The organism is Streptomyces sp. NPDC014733 (assembly GCF_043083385.1).
GTDB lineage: Bacteria > Actinomycetota > Actinomycetes > Streptomycetales > Streptomycetaceae > Streptomyces.
The window spans coordinates 1-19,292 of sequence record NZ_JBIBYO010000019.1 but is presented as its reverse complement, the minus strand read 5'-3'; the positions used below and the strand labels follow the sequence as shown (position 1 = coordinate 19,292).

Sequence of the window (19,292 nt, the reverse complement as noted above, 5' to 3'; positions counted from 1 at the left end):
CCGCGGCGAACCGCCGTCGGGCCCCGGTGCGATGAGACGTCGCCGCCACGGCACGGGCGCCGGGCCGGGCGGCAGGTGAGGAGCGTGCCCAGGTGTCCGAGCAGTACCTCTTCCGGCCCGCCGGCCTCGGCATGCTGCGGGCCCCGGTCCACCCGGTGGACGCATCCCCTCGCCCCGCCCCCGAGGGGGAAGGGGCCGCGTCCACCGGGGAGACGGACGGTCCGGCCGCCGCGCTGAGGGCGCTCGCCGACGGCCCGATGGTCCGCGAGGCCGTGGAGATCGCCAGCCCGCCCCTCGCCGGACTGCTGACCAAGGTGCTCGACGAAGGTCAGGACGTCGCCCCCGACCGGCTGCACCGCGCCGTCCGCGCACTCACCTCCTACCGTCTGCGGATGCGTGGCCGCGCCACCCCGTTCGGGCTGATGGCGGGCGTCGCCCCGGTCCGCTTCGCCGCCCCCGGCGAGCAGCCCCGCGTCCGGTTCGGCGCCGCACACCGCCGCGCCGTACGTCCCGACCGGGCCTGGCTGACCGGGCTCGTCGCCGCCTGGGAGCGCCGCCCCGAGGTGCTGCGCCACCTCCCTGTGGTGGTCAACTCCCTCTGCCGGGTCCGCGGCGGCCGCCTGGTGCTCTCCCAGGTACCGCAGTCCGGCCGGGACGGCGCGGAGCGGACCACCCGGGCGGTCCGGGAAGTCAGCCTGCGCCACTCGAAGGCGGTGGCCGCCGTGCTGGAACTGGCCCACCGCCCGGTGCCCGGGGCCGATCTGGCGGCTGCGCTGCAACAGCGGTTCCCCGGCCTGACCGAGGAGGCGGCGGACCGTCTGATCGGCCAACTGGTCCGTGCCGACGTGCTGTTGACGAGGGCCAGGCCGCCGCTGGAGGAGGTCGACCCGCTCGGGCACGTACTCGACGTCTGCGGCGCGGTCGGCAACGAGAACCTGCCGGAGCTCGCCGAACTCGACGGCGTGCGGAAGGAACTGCTGCGCTACGCCGAGAGCCCGCTGGGCGAAGGGGTGCCGGAGCTGCGGGACGTCGCCGCCGGGATGCGCCGCCTGCGGCCGGGGACCGATCTGCTCCAGGTGGATCTGGCGCTCGACGCCGAGGTGCGGCTGCCCGCCGCCGTGGCGGAGGAGGCCGCCCGTGCCGCGGCGCTGTTGTGGCGGCTGTCCCCGGACACCGCGGGCCCGGCGCATCTGCGCGAGTACCACCAGGCGTTCCTGGAGCGGTACGGCACCGGCCGGGCCGTTCCCCTGGCCGAAGCGCTCGACCCGGACGCCGGGTTGGGCGCACCCGCCGGATACCGGCGGCCGCCGAGCCCCCGCACCGCCCCCGGCGACGCGCCCGATCAGGAGCGCGCCCGGGCGCTGGCCGCACTCGCCCAGGAAGCGCTGCTCACCGGCGCGTCCGAAGTGGTCCTGGACGACGATCACCCCTTCGTACGCCGTTTCGCCGAGGACGGGGACGGGGCGCCGGAGACGCTGGAGATCTGCGGGCGGCTGCTGGCTCCGGACGCCGACGCGATGGCCGCCGGTGACTTCCGGTTCGTCCTGGTCAACGGGTCGCGGCAGGCGGGCAGCCTGCTCGGACGGTTCGGGTACCTCTTCGACACGCGGTCCGCCGGCGAACTCGCGGCGCTGGTGGGCAAGGGGGACGCCCCGGAGCCGGCGCCCCGCGGTGCCGGTGCGGAGGACACCGTGCGCGCCCAGGTCGCCGTCCGGCCCGGTGACGTCCGGATCGGCAACATCGCGCAGGTGCCGCAGCTGCTGGACCACCTGCTGCCGGTCGGCTGCTACGCCGACCCCGGCGATCCGTCCGTCCTCGACCCGCGCGATCTGGCGGTGTGCGCGGACCTCGACGGGCTGTGGCTGGTGGACACGGCCACCGGCAGGCGGGTGGAGCCCGCCGTCCTCCACATGCTCAACGTGGCGGAGTGCCTGCCCAATGTGTCCCGTTTCCTCTGCGAGATCGCCGAGAGCGGGCGCCGTACCTGGTCCATGTGGTCATGGGGCGGTGCCTCCGTGCTGCCCCGGCTGCCACGCGTCCGGTACGGGCGCACCGTCCTCAGCGCGGCGCACTGGACCCCCGGCCCGGAACTGCGGGCGCCCGAACCGCCGTTCGCGCAGTGGTGGGAGGCGTTCCGCGACTGGCAGCGGCGCTGGGCCGTCCCCGACCGGGTCCAGGTCGGTTGGGGGGACCGCTTCGTCCGCCTCGATCTCACCCGGCCCGGCCACGCCCGGCTCCTGCGGCGCGAACTGCTCCGCGGTGACCGCGTCCACCTGCGCGAGGTGCCCGAGGAGAACGGCCTCCCCGACGGCTGGCTGCACGGCCCCGACGGCCCGCACCACGCGGAAGTCGTCATCCCGGTGCGCGCCGTCCCCGCAGCGCACACCCCGGGCGTGAAGCCCCGCGCCACGCGCCGCTCCGCCCCCCGCCGCGCCCCCGGCACCGTCCACCTCCCCGGCGGCGACTGGCTCCACCTCTCCCTCTACGCCCCGGCCGACCGCCACGAGGAGCTGCTGGCCGGCCATCTCGCCCCGTTCCTCGGGGAGTTGCCCGACGAGGTCGACCGCTGGTTCTTCCTCCGCTACACCGACGGCGACGGCCCCCACCTGCGGCTGCGCTTCCACGGACCGGCCGCGGCGCTCGCCCGCGACCTGCAACCACGGCTCCACGAAGTCACCACCGCGCTGCACGCCGCCGCGCTGACCCGGCGCGCGGTCTGGGACACCTACGACCCGGAGCTGGAGCGGTACGGCGGCCCGGAGGCGATGGAGGCGGCCGAGCGGGTCTTCCACGCCGACAGCGTCGCCGTCCTGGAGCATCTGCGCCGACGGCACGCCCGGCGCGAGCGGACCGAACCGCTGCTGGTCGCCGCCGCGGGCTTCGCCGATCTGGCCCGGGCCTTCCACGCCACGGGCGATCCGGGCCCGGCCGCCTCCGCCGGTGCCGACTGGCTGGTGCGGCGGATCCCGAAGGACGAGCAGCGGCAGCGCGGCTTCCGCGAGCGCCGCCGCGAGGCCCTGCCGCTGGTCGACCCGTACCGCGCGGGCCCGGCGGGCGACGCCGACGAGACGCTGCGTACCCTGTGGCGGCGGCGCGCCGAGGCCACCGCCCGCTACGGTGCCCTCCTGCGCGATCTCGGGGAACGGAGCTGGTCGGACCCCGACCAGGTCCTCAGCTCCCTGCTGCACATGCACCACAACCGCCTCATCGGCACCGACCGCCCCGCCGAACTCCTCGCGCACGCCGTGGCCCGCGGCGCCGCGCAGGCCCACACCGACCGCCGGCGGCACGCCCGATGACCCCACCGCGGCCCCCGGCCCCGCGCTCCCGCGCCGCCGAGGTGGCGTACGAGGTGGCCGGGAGGCTCGCCGACCCGCAGCGCACCGCCGAAGCCTTCCCGGACCTGGCGCCGCTGAGCCTGGACCACGGCTACCCGGGGCTTGCCCTGCTCCACGCCGAACTGTCCCACGGGCGACCGGAGTTCCGCCGGGCCGCCCACGCCCACCTCGGCGCGGCCGCCGCCCGCCTCGCCGGCCGGACGGACCAGGGGCTCTACCAGGGCATACCGGCCCTCGCCCTCGCGGCGCACGCCGCCCGCCGCACCCCGGACGACTACGCCGCCCTGCTCACCCGCCTCGACGCCGCACTCGACCGCCTCGTCGCCCGTGCTCTCGAACCGGAACGCGCCCGCCTGGACGCGGGCCGCCCCGGGGTGCCGTTCCCGCGGTTCGACCTGGTCAGCGGCGTCAGCGGGCTCGCCCGCCTGCTGCTGCTCCGGCGCGCGGCCCACGAGGGCACGCTCACCGAAGCCCTCGGCCACCTCGTGCGCCTCGCCCGGCCGCTGCTCCTGGACGGTACGCCCGTCCCCGGATGGTGGGCGCCCGGCGGCCCGAGCACCCCCGGGAGCGCCGACCCGCGGTACCCCCACGGTCACGTCAACTTCGGCCTGGCGCACGGCATCAGCGGTCCGCTCGCCGTCCTGTCCGCCGCGCTGCGCGCCGGCGTCCCCGTCCCCGGGCTGCGCGAGGCCGTCACCGATCTCGTCGCCGAACTCCTCGCCCACCGCACCGAGGAGGGCGGCTGGCCTGCGCTGATCCCCCTGGAGCGGTACGGCGCCGAGCCGCCCGCCCCCGGCCGTACCGCCTGGTGCTACGGCACCCCCGCCACCGCCGCCGCCCTCCACCAGGCCGGACGGGCCCTCGGCGACACCGGACTGTGCACCCTCGCCGCCGACGCCCTCGCCGACGACCTCGACCACCCCCGCCGGGTGACCGACCACGCCTTCTGCCACGGCCACGCGGGCCTGCTCCACCTGTGCCACACGCTCACCGAGGACACCCCGCACCCCCGGCTCACGGCCCACCGGGACGCGCTGGCCGCCCGGCTCGTCGCGGCGTACGACCCCGAACTCCCTTACGGGTTCCCGGCGGTGGCGGCGGTGGACGGCCCTGACGTCCCTCACGGGTCCCGGGCCGAGACCGCCCTTGAGGGGGCGGACGGCCCCGGCCTCCCCTACGGGACCCGGTCCCCGGCCACCCCGGAGCGCTCCGGGGCCCCGGAACCCGTAGGGGGCGGCATTCCGGCCGGTCCCGGCCTGCTCGGCGGTGCCGCCGGGATCGCCCTCGCCCTCCACGCCTACGCCACCGACGCCCCGCCGCGCACCTCCTGGGACGCGGCGGTCCTGCTCCGCTGAGAGGACGGGCCGAGGGAGCCGGTGCGGGGCGCCGCCTCACCCCTCCCCGCTCGCCCTCCCGAACCGCTCCGCCAACTCCCGCACCATGTCCTGCAGTTCCGGCGGCTCCACGACCCGGAAGTCCGCCCCGAGCGTCCCCAGCACCATCGCCGGCCACTCCAGCGCCTCCGCCGTCAGCGCCACCCGGCAGCGGCCGCCGTCCAGCTCCTCGACCGTGACCCACCGCCCGACCCGCCCCCGCACCGTCTCCGCCGGGGCCTCGACCACCGCCTCGGCGCGGTACGGGCCCGACCGTCCGTCCAGCCCGGCGCGGACGAACGCGGCGGCGTCCTCGGCGGGCAGTTCGCGGGGCCGGAACCGCTCCCCGGTACTGCGCGGCCCGGTCATCCGGTCGACCCGGAAGCTGCGCCAGTCGTGCCGCATCAGGTCGTACGCGACGAGATACCAGCGGCGCCCGGGGCAGACCAACCGGTGGGGTTCGACGTGCCGTTCGGTGCGTCGGCCGCCGGCCGCGGTGTAGGAGAAGCGCAGCGCCTCGCTGTCCCGGCAGGCAAGCGCCACTGTGGTCAGCGCCTCCGGATCGACGCCCGCCGCGGCCGGGCCCCACTGCGCCGGCACCGTCATCGCGCGCAACGCCTCCACCCGCCGCCGCAACCGCCCCGGCATCACCTGCACCACCTTGGCCAGCACTCGTACCGACGACTCGGCGATGCCCTCGACCGCGCCCTGCGCCGCGGCCTGCAGCCCGACGGCGAGCGCCACCGCCTCCTCGTCGTCGATCAGCAGCGGCGGCAGCGCCGCCCCGGGCGCCAGCTGGTAGCCGCCGTCGACGCCGCGCCGCGCCTCGACCGGATAGCCCAGCTCCCGCAGCCGGTCGACGTCCCGCCGCAGCGTCCGGGCGGAGACCTCCAGCCGCTCGGCCAGCTCGGTGCCGGGCCAGTACCGGTGGGTCTGGAGGAGGGAGAGCAGCCGCAGGGTCCGGGAGCTGGTGTTCGCCATGCCCGCGATTCTTCCCGGCATTGCGGCCGGAAAGTGGCCGCAATGGCTCCTAGCGTGGTCGACGACCGAGGGATCGAACCCCGGACGGACCGCCCGAGCGTGCCGTCCGGACGGTTCGACCGGACGACCACAACGGAGGGCGCATCGATGACCGCCGACCAGCACGCCACCACCCCGCAGGCCGCCACCGGGGAGCACGCCGATCTCCTGGCCGCCCTCGCCAAGCAGCGCCACTTCCTCCGCTTCACCGCCCGTGACCTCACCGACGAACAGGCCGGGCAGGCCCCGACCGCGAGCGCGCTGTGCGTGGGCGGTCTGATCAAGCACGTCACCTCGGTGGAACGCGCCTGGTCGCGCTTTCTCGTCGAGGGCGCGTCCGCGATGCCCGACTTCACGAAGCTGACCGAGGCCGACCTGGCGAAGCGGGCCGACAGTTTCCGGATGCTGCCCGGCGAGACGCTGGCCGGGGTCCTCGACGCGTACGCCGAGGCGTCCGACGACACCGACGCGCTGATCGCCTCCCTGCCGGACCTCGGTGCCGACCAGCCGCTCCCGACCGCGCCGTGGTTCGAGGCCGGCACCCGCTGGTCGGCCCGCCGGGTGGTGCTCCACGTCATCGCCGAGATCGCCCAGCACGCCGGGCACGCCGACATCATCCGCGAGACGCTCGACGGCGCGAAGTCCATGGGCTGAGCGCGGACCGGCCGCGCGGTCGTACACCGACGCACCGGGCGCACGCCGTTCCCGGCGTGCGCCCGGTGCGCTCTCAGGGGCGTGCGCCGTGCGGCCGGGGGCCCCTGCCCTGCTCCTCCGGGGCGCCCCCGATCCCCTCGTCGGGGTGCCCCGGGGTCACTTTCCTCCGGCGTGCTCCAGACGGCTCCGCCACCAGTCGACCGTCGCCCCGATCTGCTCGTCGATCGGCGTGGGCCGGACCGTGAACGCCGCTTCGTACGCGCTCGCATCCATGACGAAACCGCGGTCGAACTGGTACCGGACCTCCTTCAGTTCGCGCAGCATCGGGGAGAACAGGCCCCCGAGGGCCAGCATGAGCGGCGGCACCTTCTTCACCTCGACCGGCTCGATCCCGGCGTGCCCGGCCAGCCGCTCCACCATCTCCCGGGCCGAGCGCGCGGTCGACGTCGGCACGTGCCAGGCGCGGCCCAGGGACCGTTCCTCACCCGCCATCTCGACCATCGCCCGCGCCACATCGGGCACATAGCTCCAGCTGTGCTCCGCGTCGGGATCGCCCAGCGCCGAGACCGCCTTGGCGGCCAGCAGCCGTGGCAGCACGCGCCCGGCCAGATGCCCGCCGTCGGTCACGCCCGGCCCGAAGAAATCCGACGCCCGCACCTCGACCGCCCGGATCCGCCCGGCGTCGTGCAGCGCCTTCGCCTGCTCCCAACCGGCGGCCCGCACCCGCCCCTTGACGCCCGTCGCCGCCGCCGGAAGCTCCTCGGTCAGCGGCCCCTCGACCGGCCCGTAGCCGTACAGATTCCCCAGCATGACGAGGATCGCGCCGCTGTCCTCGGCCGCCGCGCAGACCGACGCGACGAGTCCCGGCCACTCCCGCCCCCAGCGCTGATAGGGCGGCGCGGCGCACTGGTGGATCACCTCGGCGCCCCGCACGGCCTCCTTCAGCCGCGGGGTGTCGGCCGCGTCGCACGCGAGGTGCTCGATCCCGTCCGCACCGCCCCGCGCACCGCGTCCTGTCCTCGTGACGACCTTGACCGTGTGGCCCTTCTCGACGAGCAGCTGCGCAGTGGCCGCCCCGGCGGGCCCGTACCCAATGACGACATGAATGCTCACGCGGGCACAGTAACGCGGGGGTGTGACGGGCGGGTGCCGATCGGGAAGGCGGGAATCCGCAACACCGCGTCCGGGCACGGCGATTCGGCCACCCCGCCCGCCCCGTCGGCCTCGCCTTTCGCTGCCGTGACCGCCCGGCCCGGCCCGCCCGCCGGGCGCGCGGGCGGGCCGGAGGGACCGGCCCGCCCACACCCCTAAGGGTCAACTCGCCGAATATCAGGGCTACTTCAGGTATCCGACCACTGTCATCATCCCCGACTCCGAGTGGTAGACGTTGTGGCAGTGAAGCATCCACAGACCGGGGTTGTCGGCGTCGAAGTCGGCGTGGACGGTGCGGCCGGGGAGCACGATCGCGGTGTCCTTGCGGGGGCCCGAGGTACCGAGGGAGAAGGTGTGGCCGTGCAGGTGCATCGGATGCCACATCGTGGTGGTGTTGACGAAGGAGAGCCGGACGCGTTCGCCCGCCCGGACGGGGTGGCGCTGCGCCGGGTCGTAGGGCTTGCCGTTGATGGCCCAGTCGTACTTCTCCATGGAGCCGGTCAGCCGCAGCTCGATCGTCCGGTCCGGCCTGCCGGGCTTGAGCCGGACCGACGCCTCCGCCGTCAGCTGGTCCGCGCGGAGCAGCTTGCCGTCCAGCTCCTTCGGGCGCACGGTCGGCTTCGGTGCCGCGCCCGGGCCGGTCCGCAGCAGCGCCCGCGCGCTCTGCTTCTTGCCCTCGGCGAGCGCGGTGAGCGGGAAGACGCCGTCCTTGACGGTGACGAGCACGTCGTACCGCTCGCCCATCCCCAGCAGCAGCGCGTCCGTCCCGGCGTGGGTGACGGGGAAGCCGTCGGTGTGGGTGACGGTCATCCGGTGGCCGCCGAGGGCGACGCGGAAGGCGGTGTCGCCGCCGGCGTTGATGAAGCGGATCCGGACCCGGTCGCCGGGCTTGGCGCGGAAGGTCTGCGGATCGTCCGCGGTACGCCCGTTGACCAGGTAGTACGGATAGGCGACGTCCCCGGCGTCGCCGCCGAGCAGGTCGCTGGTCGCGCCCATCATCATCCGGGACGGCCCGCCGGACCCCTTCCGGGCGGCGGCGCCGGTGGCGAGCGACGCGGTGGTCACCCGGCCCGCGCCGGCCGAGCGGCCCAGGCTCATGTCCATGCCCTGGTGCTCCATCTTCATACCGCCGTGGTCCATGTTCCCGTGGTCCATGCCGCCGTGGTCCATGTCCATGCCGTCCATGCCCTTGCGCAGCTCCGCGAGGACCGCGTCAGGCGTGCTGCCGTCCACGCCGTCGACCCAGTCGTCGAGGACGACGACCCACTCCTTGTCGTACCGCAGCGGCTCCTTGGGGTCCTCGACGATCAGCGGCGCGTACAGCCCGCGGTCCTGCTGGACACCCGAGTGCGGGTGGAACCAGTACGTACCGGGGTGCGCGGCGGCGAAGCGGTAGGTGAACGACGCGCCCGCCTTGACCGGCGCCTGGGAGAGCCCCGGCGTGCCGTCCATGTCGTTGCGGAGGGCGAGACCGTGCCAGTGGACGGAGGTGGCCTGCGGGAGGTGGTTGGCGAGCGTCGCCTCCAGGGTTTCCCCGGCCGTCACCCGGATCTCTTTGCCGGGCAGTTCGTCGCCGTACGACCAGCTGCGGACGGTGCGCCCGCCCAGGTCCAGGGTGGACGGGGTGGCGGTGAGCCGCACCGCGCGGACGGCGCCGGGCCTGCGCGCGGCCTCGGCGGCGGCGACCTCCTTGCCGTCCGGGGCGAGGTAGTCGCGGGCGGCGGGGCCTCCGTGGCCCGTCCGGCCGGATCCGGAGCCGGAACAGGCGGCGAGCAGGCCACCGCCGGCGAGGGCGACGCCGGTGCCGAGGGCGGCACGGCGGGTGGGGGTACGCATACGGAAATGCACCTCGTATCGGTGTGCGGGGAAAGGGGGAACGCGCACGTGCGCCGGCACCCGGGGCGTGTCCTGACGACAGCCCGGGGCGGCGGGGCGCGCTCCTACAGGCGCAGCACCGAGATACGGGCGAGGAGTATGCCGTGCGGGGGCGGCGGGATCGGCCGCAGCGCGTACGGGAGCCGGGCGAGCGCGGTGGCCGCCCCGCCCGGTGCCCGGCGTGCGAGGGCCGCGCCGAGCGTGACGAGGGCGACCGCGCCGAGCACCGCCAGACAGACGGCCGCCGGGTCGGCCCCGCCGACGGGCAGCGGTGCCTGCGCGCGGGGCACGAGGCCGTCGTCCCCCCGCGCGGTCGCGGAGGCGGGGCCCCTGGTCGCGCCCCCGGCCGTATCCGCCGCGGCGGGCCCGTCGTCCCGCACCGCCGTCCCGGAGGCCGTTCCCCCGGTCATGTCCATGGCCCCGTGGGCGAGTGGCATCGGCGCGGGTACCGCCGGCTCCGGCCCCGGGCCGTGGTGCGCCGAGGCGGTCGTCACGGCGGCACCGGCGGCGGGGTGTTCGGCGCAGTGGCCGAGGCTGTGCATGGCGACGATGCCGAACAGCAGCGCGGCGAAGAGCAGCAGCCGGCCGCACAGGGCGGTGCCGCTCCGCTGCCCGGCCACGTCACGACCTCCCGTACATCCACCGACCCGTCGTCCCCGGATCGTACCGGGAGGGGGTATACGGGCGGCACAACGGGGCGCGGGGCGGGGCGAGCACCGCCGGTGACCTGGGGCGACCCGGGCCGGCCGCCCGCACCCGCGACCCGGCCGGCCGCGCCCGCACCGCGGACCGGGCGCGCGCCCCGGTGCGCCGCGGCGGAGCAGGCGCGCGGCCCGCCCCGCCGCGGCACACCGCCGGGGTCAGACCGGCACCGGACGCGGCTCCGGTGCGCCGAGCCGTCCCGTACGGGACAGGGCTGCGACGGCGGCGGCGCAGCCCAGGCCGGTAGCGGTCAGCACGGCCCAGGTCAGCCACAGGGCGTGGTGGCGGGCCGCCCAGTCCCAGAGGGCGCCGGTGGCGAGGTTGCCCAGGGTGATGCCGAGCCCGGAAACGGTGTTGTAGAGGCCGTAGTGGGTGGCGACCAGGCGGTTGCCCGACAGCGAGACGACGGTCTCCATCTCGAACGGGTAGACCACCGCACCGGCCGCCGCCAGCAGCACCACCGCCACCACCAGCGCGGCGAGCACCGCCGTGGCCGTGCCGCCCGCGCACGCCAACGGCACGAACGCCGCGCCCATCAGGGCCGGCCCGCGCACCAGCGCGCCCTGCGGACTCCACCGTTTCCTGGCCCAGCCGGTCAGCCGCAGCTGCCCGCAGACCGCCACCGCCGCGGAGACGACGAAGAGCCCGCTGGTGACCTTCGTCCCCGCCGTCCCCAGAGCGGCGTCGGCGGCCAGCGGCAGCGCCAGGTAGACCTGGAAGGTCAGGACGTACGAACCGATCATGGCCAGCGAGAACAGCAGGAACGGGCGGTTGGCCGCGACCTGCCGCCACTGCCGCAGCACCCCGTCCGGGGCGGTGTCCGCGGCCCCGTCGTCACCGCGGCGCTGCGGCAGCGCCCGCCACTGGAGCGCCGTCAACGCCGCGAAGACCGTGGCCGCCACCGTGCACACCAGCCGGAAGTCCACCGTCAGCAGCGCCAGCCCGACCAGCGGCCCCAGCAGCATGCCGCCCTGGTAGCAGACGTTGAAGGCGGCGAAGCCCTCCACCCGCCGCTCCCCGGTCTCGGCCGCGAGGTACGCGCGCACGGCCGGGTTGAACAGCGCCCCGGCGAACCCGGTCGCCGCCGAGGCGATGACCAGCGCGGGCAGCGCGTCCACCCAGCCCAGCAGGGCGAACCCGCCGGTCCGCAGCAGGCACCCGGCCATGATCGGCACCTTGTAGCCGAAGCGGTCGGCGAGGGTGCCGCCGATGAGGAACATCCCCTGCTGGGAGAGGTTGCGCACCCCCAGCACCAGCCCCACCGCCCAGGCGGCCAGCCCCAGTTCACCGGAGAGATGCGCCGCCAGGTACGGCATCAGCATGTAGAACGCGAGGTTGATGGCGAACTGATTGACCATCAGCATCTGGGCGCTCGGGGGGAACGACCGGATCGTCCGGAACAGCGTCGTCACGGCGCCACCACCGCGACGTGCGGGGCGGCGGCCGGTACGGCGCCCCGGCCCAGCGGATCGGTCACCGTGGTGCAGCGCGTCCAGGAGGTGACGGTGCGCTCGCCGGTCTCGGCGATCTCCTGCGGCGCCAGGGGCGGCGCGGCTCCCAACAACCCGTGCTCACGGCAGTACGCGTCGGAGAAGACGGTGCCGGTGTAGCGCTGCGGCCCGTCCGGGAAGACCGCCGCGATCCGTGCCTCCGCGGGCATGGCGGCCGCCAGCCACCGCGCCGTCAGGGCGACCGCCCCGACGCTCCAGCCGCCGGTCGCGTAGTGGCAGCGGGCCAGCCGGCGCGCCGCCCACACGGCCTCCGGGGCGGCCACCCAGTGGACCTCGTCGAAGAGGTCGTAGGCGACGTTGCGCGGATGGATGCTGCTGCCCAGTCCGCGCATCAGCCGGGGCGCCGCGGGCTGCCCGAAGATCGTGGAGCCGGTCGTGTCCACGCCGACGATCCGCAGCCGGGGGAAGAACTCCCGCAGCACGGAGCCGACCCCCGCGGAGTGCCCGCCGGTGCCGACGCTCACCACCAGCGCGTCGATCCGGCCCAGTTGGGCGACCAGCTCATGGGCGAGCGGGCGGTACGCGGCCACGTTGTCGGGGTTGTGGTACTGGTCCGGGCACCAGGCGCCGGGGCTGTCGGCCAGCAGCTCGGCGACCCGCTCGCGGCGGGCCTGCTGCCAGCCGCCGACCGGGTGCGGTGCGTCCACCAGGTGGACCTCGGCCCCGTAGGCGGTCAGCAGCTCCCGCATCATGGGCTCCATGCCCGGATCGGTCACCACCCGTACGGGGTGCCCGTAGGTGATCCCGGCCAGGGCGAGCCCCAGGCCGAGCGTCCCGGACGTGGACTCCACGATCGGGGCACCGCTGCGCAGTTCGCCGCGGCGGCGGGCCTCACCCACCATGTGCAGGGCGGTGCGGTCCTTGATCCCGCCGGGGTTCGCGCCCTCCAGCTTCGCCCAGAATCCGCGCCCCGGCCCGGTGAACGGCTCACCCACCCAGATCAGCGGGGTGTTGCCGACGAGTCCCGCGGGTGTCCGCGCCGACGGCGCGGACACGGTCGGCAGCGCGGCGGGCGGGCAGGGGGGCGTCATGGCACTGACGGTGTTCATCGGTGTTCTCTTTCGACGGCCGACCGGCGCGGCGCACGGCCGCACACGGCCGGAGAGAAGGATGGCCTGCGCGTCGTCGTCGCCCGGCGTGCGCGGAACTCCGCACGCCCGGCCGACGGGCCCCTTCTAGATCCGCCACACTCCCAGCACGGCCCGCTCCCGGGGCGGCGGCGCCCGCGTGCCCGCGACGGCCGGGACCGGCCGGCCCGCCGGCGCCACCGTGGACGCCAGTACGACCGGCTCGGCCGGGGCGCCGTCGGGGAAGGTCAGGGTCGGCTCGGGGTGGAGCCGCGGGGGTACGTCCGCCCCCGGGCAGTGGTCCGCCTCCGGCCCGGGGGAGCGGTGCGCGGCGTCGGCCGCGGGCACCGCGGTGTCCGTGGCCCACCGGGCGGACACGGCGAGGGAATCCACCCGCGCCCCCGCCTCGGGCGCCGGCCCGTGCGCACAGCCGAGCAGATGGACGAGGGCGGCGAGCACCACGAACAGACCGGCCACGGGCAACCGCCCGGGCCGCCGCACGGCGCGTACCACCCCAAAGATCACGTCGCTCAACGTACCGGAACCCTTACATAAAGTATTCGTCAACATGGAGGCCGGAACGGTCGCCGGATCTCGCGGTTCGGAGCTGCGACGCGGTGCCCCAGGGGGCGCCCGGCCGGTGACGCGGTGCGGTAGCGGGCGGGAAGGGTGCGCGAACGCGGGGCGAACGGCGCAGGGTCCGGAGCGGCTCCGCACGGCTTCCCCCGTCGCTGAACTGCGGGTTCGTCACCGCGCGGCGGACCGGCGCGGGTACCGCGCCGCCGGCGGCCGCTCCCCGGCCCGCGGCGCGCGCACCGGGCGCGACACCATGGATTCGGGCCGCCCCGGGGCACCCGGTATACGGCTGGTAATCGCCCCTCCTGCCCCACTCGCCTCACCCGCCCGGCCGGGCCCGGATGCCGCGCCGGCCGGCCGCGGGCAGGTTGGGGGCGGGCGGAGAGGTGAGGCATGTGACGGATGAGGGCGGCGGCGGTGCGACGCGCGTGGCGGGCCCCGGCGGCGGCGCGGCCGCGCGGCTGCTGGCCCGGCTGGCCGTACTGGCGGTGCTCGCCGTCGTCGCCCTGCTGATCCTCGCGCTGGGGGAGGGCGGCCTGGCGGTCATCGTCTCCGGCCTCGCCGGGCTGGGCATCTGCGCCGTCGGCGTGTGGTGGTTCCTGGCGTACCGGGGCGTGGTGCGCCTGCTCGGGGCGTGCGTCGCGGTCGCCGCGCCCGCCGCCGTCCTGGCGTTCTTCACCCTCGCCGGACTGTGGCTCACGGCGCTGGTCCTGCTGGTGTGCTGGGCCACGGCGCTGACCTGCGCACAGGCGGCGCTACGGGTGGCGGACCGCAGCCGGCCCCGGCGCAGGGCCGCCGCGCGCCCGCCGCGGCGCCCGGTCCTGATCATGAATCCGCGGTCCGGTGGCGGCAAGGTCGGCCGCTTCCGGCTCGCCGAACGCGCCGAGGAGCTGGGTGCCCGTGTCATCCTGCTCGACCCCGCCGCCCCGGCCGATGTCGCCGCGCTCGCCCGCGAGGCGGTCGCGGACGGTGCGGATCTGCTCGGCGTGGCGGGCGGCGACGGCACCCAGGCGCTGGTCGCGGCGGTCGCCGCCGCCCACGGCCTGCCGTTCGTGGTGATCTCCGCGGGCACCCGCAACCACTTCGCCCTGGACCTCGGCCTCGACCGCACCGACCCGGCCCGCTGCCTCGACGCCCTCACCGACGGCGAGGACCTCCACGTCGACCTCGGCGATGTCGCGGGCCGCGCCTTCGTCAACACCGTCTCGTTCGGCGTCTACGCGGACATCGTCCAGCGCCCCGAATACCGCGATGCCAAGGCGGGCACCGCCCTCACCCTCATGCCCGACCTCCTCACGGGGGACCGCGGGCCGCGCCTCGACGGCCACTTCGAGACCCTCGCCCCCGCGCCGGACTCCGGCGCGACGGCGGGCACACCGCTCGCCGGCGGTGCCGCCCCGGCCGGCGGTGCCGCCCCCGCCGGTGGCGCGGCCGGTCCCGCCGAGCCCACCGCCGGCCCCGCCCGCCCGGCCACCCTCACCGCCCAGCAAGCCCTGCTGATCAGCAACAACCCGTACGCCTCCCCCGACGACCTCGGCGCCGCGGGGCGCCGCCCTCGCCTCGACACCGGCACCCTGGGCATCCTCGGCATCCGTGTGGAGAGCGCCGCCCGCGCCGCCGAACTGGCCGTACTCGGCGACCGGTCCACCGCGCTGACCGTCCTGACCGCCCACCGCGTCACGGTCACCGCCCCCGCCGCCGACCTCCCCGTAGCCGTCGACGGCGAGGCCCTCCGCATGCCCACCCCGGTCACCTGCACCGTCCGCCCCCGGGCCCTCCGCGTCCGCGTCCCCCGCAACCGTCCGGGCGCCGTCACCCCCACGCCGCCCATGGACTGGCGCCGGGTGGGACGGCTGGCCCGGGGGCGGGGCGGGTGAGCGGAAGACGGCTCCGCCGTGCCGGATGCGGGTGCGGAGGTTCAGAGTGCCAAGGAGAGCGCGGTGGCGATGGGTGCAACGGCTGAGCCTTCGTGGCGCCGCGCCCCCGTACTGCCTGTGCCGGCGTCGTCGGCAGGACAAGACCAAGGCCCGTTGGTGAATCAAGGGCCGGACGCCCGCTCCCTTCCGGAGCGGCCGCAGCGGGCTATTCGAATGGTGATCTCCGCGTTCCCCCGTGCGGGTGCTGATCCGGGTGGTCACGTGGTGGCACCTCGGCGCGATGGTCAAATCAGCGCTACGACTGGGGTGTTGGCCGGCGGCGGCGCAGGAGCCGTGCCGGGTGAAGCGGGGTGCGAGGTCTTGGGCTCCGCCGTGTCCGCGTCATGGTGCACGGCCGAACCACGGCGTGTAGAGCCCGGGACGGCAGCCGTCCGGGGCAGGACGAATACGAGGTAGGGCTGTGCACCTGACTCCACACGAGCAGGAACGCTTGATGATGCACCTGGCGGCAGAGGTCGCCGGGAAGCGACGGGCCCGGGGGGTGCGGCTCAACTACCCCGAAGCCACGGCGATGTTGATCGTGCATGTCCTCGAGGGGGCCAGGGACGGGAAGACCGTCGCGGACCTCATGTCCTCCGGGCGGAAGGTGCTCTCCCGCGAAGAGGTCATGGAGGGCGTCCCCGAGATGATCGAGAACGTGCAGGTGGAGGCCACGTTCCCCGACGGTACGAAGCTGGTCACCATCCACGATCCCTTCCCCGAGGCGGGCAAGGACGAGGAACCGGCCGTCTGGCCGGGCAAGACGGATTTCTCCCCGCTGGACGGGGACGAGGTCGTGGTCTTCAACGAGCGCCACCGGGACAACGGCGCGGTCACGAAGGTCAAGGTCGAGAACCGGGCCGACCGCCCCGTCCAGGTCGGCTCGCACTTCCACTTCGCCGAGGCCAACTCCGAGCTGGTGTTCTGCCGCCGCGAAGCGTGGGGCAGACGTCTGAATCTCCCGGCCGGCAGCTCGGTGCGGTTCGAGCCGGGCTTCGACGAGGAGGTCGAACTCGTGCCCCTCGAAGGCGCGAAGGTGATCCACGGCCTGAGCCTGAACGCCCCCGGACTGCCCAGGAAGACCAACGGCTCCCTCACGCAGGACGAAGGGGCCATCGAGGACGAGAGGTGTCCGATCCATGGCTGAGTGCCCGGACCGCTGTCCCTGCTGCCAGGAGCAGCCGAATCCCTACGCCCCGCTGGTCCGTGCCGACTACGCGGACCGGTTCGGCCCCACGGTCCGCGACCGTATCCGCCTCGCCGACACGGCGCTGAAGATCAAGATCGAGGCCGACTGGTCGGGCGGCCCCGGTCGCAGCGGCAACGAAATGGTCTTCGGCGGCGGCAAGGTGATCCGCGAATCGATGGGGCAGTCCGTCGTCCCGCGTGATGCGCGTGCGCCCGAAGAGGGCGCCGAGGCGGCGGCCCGCGGTGCGCTCCCGCCCCCGGACACCATCATCACCGGCGCCGTCGTGCTGGACCACTGGGGCGTCGTCAAGGCCGATGTGGCGCTCCGGGACGGCAAGATCCTGGCGCTCGGCAAGGGGTACAACCCCGAGATCATGGATCCCGTCCACGAAGGCGCCGGCCCGCACAACGGCATCGGCCCGACGCCCACCGACTTCGTCGTCGGAGCGGAGACCGAGGTCATCTCGGGCAAGGGCCTGATCCTCACGGCGGGCGGGATCGACACCCACGTCCACTTCATCTGCCCCGACCAGGTCGGCGAGGCCCTGGCCTCGGGCGTCACCACCCTCATCGGTGGCGGCACGGGACCGGCGGAGGGCTCCACCGCCACCACCGTCACGCCCGGCTCCTGGCATCTGGACCGCACGTTCGAGGCGCTGGACTCCTTCCCGGTCAACGTCGGGCTGCTCGGCAAGGGCGCCACCATGTCGCGGGACGCGTTGCTCAACCAGGTGGACGCCGGTGCCATCGGCTTCAAGATCCACGAGGACTGGGGCGCCACCCCGGCCGTCCTCGACCACTGCCTTCAGGTCTGCGAGGAGACCGGCGTACAGCTGGCGCTGCACGCCGACTCGCTGAACGAGGCCGGTTTCCTCCAGAACACCATCGCCGCCATCGGCGACCGTCCCCTCCACGTCTTCCACGTCGAGGGCGCGGGCGGCGGGCACGCCCCCGACATGATCAAGATGGTCAGCCTGCCGAAGGTCCTCCCGGCCTCCACCAACCCCACCCGGCCGCTGACCGTCAACACGGTCAAGGAGCACTTCGACATGGTGATGGTCGCCCATCACCTCAACGCGAAGGTCGACGAGGACCTGGCCTTCGCGGACTCCCGCATCCGGCCCTCCACGATGGCGGCCGAGGACATCCTGCACGACCTCGGCGCCATCTCGATCATGTCGTCGGACGCCCAGGCCATGGGCCGCATCGGCGAGATGATCATGCGTACCTGGCAGACCGCGCACGTCATGAAGGTGCGCCGGGGCTTCCTGAAGGAGGACCTGCCGCCAAGCAGGACGCAGGAGTGGCCGGAGAGCGGGAAGCCGCGCCCCGGCGAACCGGCGGACACCACACCGGAGCCCGAGGAGCCGTTCGCCGACAACCGTCGCGCCCGCCGGTACGTCGCGAAGTACACGATCAACCCCGCCCTCGCCCAGGGCATCGACGGGGTGGTGGGATCGGTGGAGCCTGACCGGCTGGCCGATCTCGCGCTGTGGGAGCCGAAGTTCTTCGGCGTCAAACCGCATCTGGTCATCAAGGGCGGGCAGATCGCGTATGCCCAGGTGGGCGACCCCAACGGCTCGATTCCCACCCCGCAGCCGGTGCTGCCGCGCCCCATGTGGGGATCCACCGGCCTGGCGCCGGGCGCCATCTCCTACAACTTCGTCACGCAGCGGGCCATCGACGCGGACGCCGCCCGGAGGACCGCCGCTTCGGACCCGGCCCCCGACGACGGCCGGCCCCGACGCCGCAAGCTGAACAAGCCGTTCAAGGCCATCACCGACACCCGTGGTGTCTTCAAGGAACACATGAAGGAGAACAACGCCACCCCCGAGGTCGAGATCGACCCCGACACCTATGAGGTCGTCATCGGCGGCGCGAAGGTGACGGATGTGACGACCTTCGTCGAGGACCGGATCGTCGACCGGGCCTTCGTCAGCGAACTGCCCATGGCCCAGCGGTACTTCCTCTTCTGACGTGGCGCAGATGACCTCATCCACGCACGGCACGCACCCCGGAGGCCCGCGATGAACCGTGCCGCCCTCATGGTGCTGGCCGACGGCCGGTTCCCCGCCGGAGGGCATGCGCACTCCGGCGGGGCGGAGGCCGCGGTGGCGGCCGGCCGCATCACGGACGCCGCCTCCCTGGAGGCGTTCTGCCGCGGCCGGTTGCACACCGCGGGTCTGGTCGCGGCGGGGCTCGCCGCGGCCGCCGCGGCCGGCGGCGACCCGCTGGCTCTCGATGACGCGGCCGACGCCCGTACTCCGGTGCCGGCGCTGCGGACCGCGGCCCGTCGGTTGGGCCGTCAGATGATGCGGGCGGCGCGGGCGGCCTGGCCGTCGGCGGAGTTGGACGCGTTGGCGGTGGCGCGGCCGCGCGGCGCCCACCAGCCGGTGGTGCTGGGTCTGGCGGCCCGGGCGGCCGGGCTGACGCCGTTGGATGCCGCCTATGCGGTGGCGTACGAGAACGTCAGTGGTCCGGCGACGGCGGTGGTCCGGCTGCTGAGCCTGGACCCCTTCGACGCCACCGCCGTACTCGCCCGCCTCGCGCCCGAGCTGGACCGGGTGGCCGCGGCTGCCGTCGCTGCCGCCCGGCGTGTTCCCGAAGAAGGTGTCGACGTCCTGCCGGCCGCGTCGGCGCCGTTGCTCGACATCACCGCGGAGCAGCACGCCGCCTGGCCGGTCCGCCTCTTCGCCTCCTGACCCACCCGACCCCATGACCACTCAGGCAGGGCCCCTATGCACCTCGACCACGAACTCGACGAGATCTTCCCGCACCGCCACAGCTACAGCGCCGCGGCGCCCACCCGTTCCGACGGCACCCGTCGTGCGCTGCGCATCGGTCTGGGCGGTCCGGTCGGTACCGGCAAGACCGCCACCGTCGCGGCCCTGTGCCGTGCGCTGCGTGATGAGCTGTCCCT

The 19,292-nt window shown here is 75.1% G+C and carries 14 protein-coding genes and 1 pseudogene; 8 read left to right on the top strand and 7 right to left on the bottom strand.

What is annotated here, in order from left to right; all coding sequences use genetic code 11:
• The first annotated feature begins 92 nt into the window (after window positions 1-92).
• Both ACF1BH_RS28660 and ACF1BH_RS28655 read left to right on the top strand, forming a co-directional pair.
• Window positions 93-3,299 carry a lantibiotic dehydratase gene (locus ACF1BH_RS28660; protein ID WP_391647133.1) on the top strand — a complete coding sequence of 1,069 codons (3,207 nt, stop codon included), beginning with the start codon at window positions 93-95 and terminating at the stop codon, window positions 3,297-3,299.
• Window positions 3,296-4,693, top strand: coding sequence for a lanthionine synthetase C family protein (locus ACF1BH_RS28655; RefSeq protein WP_391647131.1), 1,398 nt, complete (start codon window positions 3,296-3,298; stop codon window positions 4,691-4,693). The genes ACF1BH_RS28660 and ACF1BH_RS28655 overlap by 4 nt, the downstream gene beginning before the upstream one ends.
• Before the next feature lie 36 nt (window positions 4,694-4,729).
• Here ACF1BH_RS28655 and ACF1BH_RS28650 read toward each other — a convergent pair whose 3' ends face one another.
• A complete protein-coding gene (locus ACF1BH_RS28650) occupies window positions 4,730-5,692 on the bottom strand; it encodes a helix-turn-helix transcriptional regulator (protein WP_391647129.1) in 963 nt (320 codons plus the stop codon).
• 147 nt (window positions 5,693-5,839) lie between these two features.
• On the opposite strand from ACF1BH_RS28650, the gene ACF1BH_RS28645 reads away from it, so the two are divergent.
• A complete protein-coding gene (locus tag ACF1BH_RS28645) occupies window positions 5,840-6,385 on the top strand; it encodes a DinB family protein (protein WP_391647127.1) in 546 nt (181 codons plus the stop codon).
• A gap of 156 nt (window positions 6,386-6,541) precedes the next feature.
• Here ACF1BH_RS28645 and ACF1BH_RS28640 read toward each other — a convergent pair whose 3' ends face one another.
• From ACF1BH_RS28640 to ACF1BH_RS28615, 6 genes are all read right to left on the bottom strand, one after another.
• Window positions 6,542-7,498 (bottom strand): NAD-dependent epimerase/dehydratase family protein, encoded by a 957-nt coding sequence (locus ACF1BH_RS28640; protein ID WP_391647125.1) that lies wholly within the window; start codon window positions 7,496-7,498, stop codon window positions 6,542-6,544.
• Between the two features lie 222 nt (window positions 7,499-7,720).
• A complete protein-coding gene (locus tag ACF1BH_RS28635; RefSeq protein WP_391647123.1) occupies window positions 7,721-9,373 on the bottom strand; it encodes a multicopper oxidase family protein in 1,653 nt (550 codons plus the stop codon).
• 104 nt (window positions 9,374-9,477) lie between these two features.
• Entirely contained in the window at window positions 9,478-10,032 is a 555-nt protein-coding gene (locus tag ACF1BH_RS28630; RefSeq protein WP_391647120.1) for a hypothetical protein, read from the bottom strand.
• Window positions 10,033-10,272: 240 nt separating this feature from the next.
• Window positions 10,273-11,478 carry an MFS transporter gene (locus tag ACF1BH_RS28625; protein WP_391647245.1) on the bottom strand — a complete coding sequence of 402 codons (1,206 nt, stop codon included), beginning with the start codon at window positions 11,476-11,478 and terminating at the stop codon, window positions 10,273-10,275.
• A 44-nt stretch (window positions 11,479-11,522) separates the two neighbouring features.
• Entirely contained in the window at window positions 11,523-12,656 is a 1,134-nt protein-coding gene (locus tag ACF1BH_RS28620) for a PLP-dependent cysteine synthase family protein (RefSeq protein WP_391647243.1), read from the bottom strand.
• A gap of 144 nt (window positions 12,657-12,800) precedes the next feature.
• Entirely contained in the window at window positions 12,801-13,217 is a 417-nt protein-coding gene (locus ACF1BH_RS28615; protein ID WP_391647118.1) for a hypothetical protein, read from the bottom strand.
• Between the two features lie 446 nt (window positions 13,218-13,663).
• Here ACF1BH_RS28615 and ACF1BH_RS28610 point away from each other — a divergent pair, with 446 nt between their 5' ends.
• The 5 genes and pseudogenes from ACF1BH_RS28610 to ACF1BH_RS28590 form a co-directional block, all read left to right on the top strand.
• On the top strand, window positions 13,664-15,145 hold the full coding sequence (locus ACF1BH_RS28610) for a diacylglycerol/lipid kinase family protein (protein WP_391647116.1): 1,482 nt from the start codon (window positions 13,664-13,666) through the stop codon (window positions 15,143-15,145).
• Between the two features lie 460 nt (window positions 15,146-15,605).
• Window positions 15,606-16,331 carry an urease subunit gamma gene (locus ACF1BH_RS28605; RefSeq protein WP_391647113.1) on the top strand — a complete coding sequence of 242 codons (726 nt, stop codon included), beginning with the start codon at window positions 15,606-15,608 and terminating at the stop codon, window positions 16,329-16,331.
• Window positions 16,324-18,348, top strand: a complete 2,025-nt coding sequence (locus ACF1BH_RS28600; RefSeq protein WP_391647111.1) for an urease subunit alpha — start codon at window positions 16,324-16,326, stop codon at window positions 18,346-18,348. Before ACF1BH_RS28605 ends, ACF1BH_RS28600 begins: the two co-directional genes overlap by 8 nt.
• Before the next feature lie 51 nt (window positions 18,349-18,399).
• Window positions 18,400-19,074, top strand: a complete 675-nt coding sequence (locus tag ACF1BH_RS28595; protein ID WP_391647109.1) for an urease accessory protein UreF — start codon at window positions 18,400-18,402, stop codon at window positions 19,072-19,074.
• 36 nt (window positions 19,075-19,110) lie between these two features.
• Window positions 19,111-19,292 (top strand): annotated as a pseudogene (locus ACF1BH_RS28590) (urease accessory protein UreG); the annotation flags it as partial.

Excerpts from the sequence above, each read along its gene's own strand:
- ACF1BH_RS28655 (WP_391647131.1), top strand. The coding sequence starts at position 3,296 with ATGACCCCACCGCGGCCCCCGGCCCCGCGCTCCCGCGCCGCCGAGGTG.
- ACF1BH_RS28595 (WP_391647109.1), top strand. The coding sequence starts at position 18,400 with ATGAACCGTGCCGCCCTCATGGTGCTGGCCGACGGCCGGTTCCCCGCC.
- ACF1BH_RS28645 (WP_391647127.1), top strand. The coding sequence starts at position 5,840 with ATGACCGCCGACCAGCACGCCACCACCCCGCAGGCCGCCACCGGGGAG.
- ACF1BH_RS28600 (WP_391647111.1), top strand. The coding sequence starts at position 16,324 with ATGGCTGAGTGCCCGGACCGCTGTCCCTGCTGCCAGGAGCAGCCGAAT.
- ACF1BH_RS28620 (WP_391647243.1), bottom strand. The coding sequence starts at position 12,656 with ATGACGCCCCCCTGCCCGCCCGCCGCGCTGCCGACCGTGTCCGCGCCG.
- ACF1BH_RS28650 (WP_391647129.1), bottom strand. The coding sequence starts at position 5,692 with ATGGCGAACACCAGCTCCCGGACCCTGCGGCTGCTCTCCCTCCTCCAG.
- ACF1BH_RS28625 (WP_391647245.1), bottom strand. The coding sequence starts at position 11,478 with ATGCTGATGGTCAATCAGTTCGCCATCAACCTCGCGTTCTACATGCTG.
- ACF1BH_RS28635 (WP_391647123.1), bottom strand. The coding sequence starts at position 9,373 with ATGCGTACCCCCACCCGCCGTGCCGCCCTCGGCACCGGCGTCGCCCTC.